1 protein-coding gene is annotated in these 2874 nt (G+C 72.9%); it reads left to right on the forward strand.

Going from position 1 to position 2874, the window contains the following annotated elements:
• A partial coding sequence (locus tag ACWDZ6_RS33355; protein ID WP_451505828.1) for an SDR family NAD(P)-dependent oxidoreductase occupies positions 1 to 2874 on the forward strand: 2874 nt, incomplete at both ends.

Below are 2874 nucleotides of genomic sequence, written 5' to 3' on the forward strand. Positions count from 1 at the left end.
ACCGGGTCCTTCCCGCGACTCCCGGTACCGGGCTCGTCCCGCTGCCCACCTACGCCTTCCAGCGCGAACACCACTGGATGGAGACCAGGAAGACCGCCAACGACGCCGGCTCACTCGGCCTGCACGGGTTCCAGCACCCCTGGCTGGGTGCGATGACGGCGACGGCGGACGACGAAGGTCTCCTCTTCACCGGACGTATCTCGCTCGCCGAACAGCCGTGGCTCAAGGACCACGCCGTCCACGACACCGTTCTCGTCCCCGGCACCGGGCTCCTCGACCTCACCCTCGCCGCCGCCGACCATGTCGGCGCAGCGGGCGTCACCGAACTCACCCTGCTCGAACCCCTCGTCCTCGCAGAGGACGCCACCGTCCGCCTTCAGGTCGCCGTCGGCGCGCCCGACGGTACCGGCAGCAGGACGGTCACTCTCTACAGCCAGCCGCAGGACGCTCCCTTCGGCACGGCCTGGCGTCAGCACGCCACCGGTGTACTGACCGAGCAGAGCACGCCGGCCGGCCCCGAGACCTTCGCCGACCTCGCGCAGTGGCCCGTCGCCGGAGCCGAGCAGCTGTCGCTCGACGGCTTCTACGACACCTTCCGTGCGCGCGGTCTGCAGTACGGGCACGCCTTCCAGGGCCTGACCGAACTGTGGCGCAAGGGCGACACCGCCTACGGACTCGTACGCCTTCCCGAAGGCCTCACGGCCGACGACTTCGGCATCCACCCCGCACTTCTCGACGCCGCACTCCACACCCTCGTGGCAGTACAGGACGAAGCCGGCACCGACGGCCGGATCCTGCTGCCCTTCGAGTGGACCGGTGTCGAACTCCATGCCGCCGCGAGCACCGAACTGCGCGTGCAGATCACGCCCGACGACGGGTCCGGTCTCCGGATCACCGTGGCCGACCCTGCCGGACAGCCGGTGGCCCGTGCGGGACTGCAGCTGCGCGAGGCGAGCGTGGAACAGATCCGCGCGAACAGCCTGACCGATCACCTGTACCACGTGGACTTCCGGCCGGCAGCGCAGCTCGATCCCGCACCCCCGCAGGGCAGCACCTGGGTCCTCGGCGGGAACGGCATCCTGGCCCAGCTGCTGGAGGCGGCACATGTGGCGGACACGGAAGCGCTCGCCACCCACCTTGCGGACGGGGACGCGGCACCCGCCCGGCTGGTGGTGGACGCCACGACGCACCGGACAACGACAGACACCCCTGACGCCGCCGACGACGCGGACGCCGCGCGGGAGGCTGCCGCCGCGGCGCTGGAGACGGTGCAGCGGCTGCTCGCCGAACCACGCCTGGCGCAGGCCGAGCTCGTCTGGTTGACCCGTGGGGCCGTCGCCGCCGGCGACGGCGACGTGCCCGATGTGGTGGGCGCCCCGGTATGGGGTCTGCTGCGTACGGCACGCTCGGAAAACGCCGATCGGCGCGTGCGGCTGATCGACCTGGCCGGCGAGGACGGTCCGGCAGGGCCGGACAACGGGGAACTGATCTGCCGTGCCCTGGACGCGGCCGACGAGCCCGAACTCGCCATCCGTGCCGGGGAGATCCGCGCCCCGCGGCTCGTCCCCGCAGATGCCAAAACCTCCGCGGGCAACACCGTCACCGCAGGGCCGGGAGGCCCGCTGGACCCGCGGGGCACGGTCCTGATCACCGGCGGCACCGGCGAGCTGGGCCGCGCCGTGGCCCGGCATCTGGTTCGCACTCACGGCGTCCAGCATCTCGTTCTCACCTCCCGGCGCGGGCCGCAGGCACCGGGGGCCGCTGACCTGGCCGCCGAGCTGGAGGCGGCCGGTGCCGCGAGCGTACGCATCGTGGCCTGCGACGTCGCCGAACGCGATCAGGTCTCCGCCCTGCTCACCGACGTGGACGCGCAGCGCCCGTGGACGGGAGTCTTCCACCTGGCCGCGGTCCTGGACGACGGGATCGTCCAGGCGCAGGACGCGCAGCGGCTCGCCCACGTATGGGCGCCGAAGGCAGCGGGCGCATTGCATCTGCACGACCTGTCCGGCGAACTCGGCCTGGATCTCGGCGCTTTCGTGCTCTTCTCATCGGCCGCCGGTGTCGTGGGCGGCGCGGGCCAGAGCACCTATGCGGCGGCGAACACCTTCATCGACGCGCTGGCCGTCCGCCGGCGCTCCCAGGGACTGCCGGGCACCAGCCTGTCGTGGGGTCTGTGGGAGCAGGCCGGAATCGGCCTCACCGCGTACCTCGGCGAGGCGGAACTGGCGCGTCTGCGCCGTCAGGGCGTGGGCGCCCTGACCCCGGCACAGGGCCTGGCGGCCCTCGACGCCGCCCTCGGCCACGTCCGGCCCCACCTGGTCCCGATGAAGCTCGAGCCCACGGCGCTCCAGCGCGCCGCCGACAACGGCATGGACACTCCGCCGCTGCTGCGTTCGCTGCTCAGGACCCGGCGCCGTCGAGCGGGTGGCGCCGGCGCTACGTCCTCCGGTCTGAAGGGCCGCCTGCTGGCACTGCCGCAGGCCGACAGGCTCGCCTCCGTCACCGGCCTGGTGCGCGGCGAAGCCGCCATGGTCCTGGGCATGTCCGGCCCCGAAGCGGTCGCAGCCGGCCAGGTGTTCAAGGAGGCCGGTCTCGACTCCCTCATGGCCGTCGAGCTGCGCCGCCGCCTGTCGGCGGAGACCGGCATCGCACTCCCCGCGACCCTGGCCTTCGACTACCCCACCCCGGCCGCCATCGCCGAACTGATCCTGAACCGTATGGCGCTGGGGGCCGAGACCGGTCCGAAACCGCAGCGCGCCGAGCGCACCACCGAGCCCGACGAGCCGATCGCTGTGGTGTCGATGGCGTGCCGGCTGCCGGGCGGGATCGACACGCCGGAGGGCTTCTGGGAGCTGCTGGCGTCGGGCGGCGATG

This window comes from Streptomyces sp. NPDC002926, from assembly GCF_053591755.1.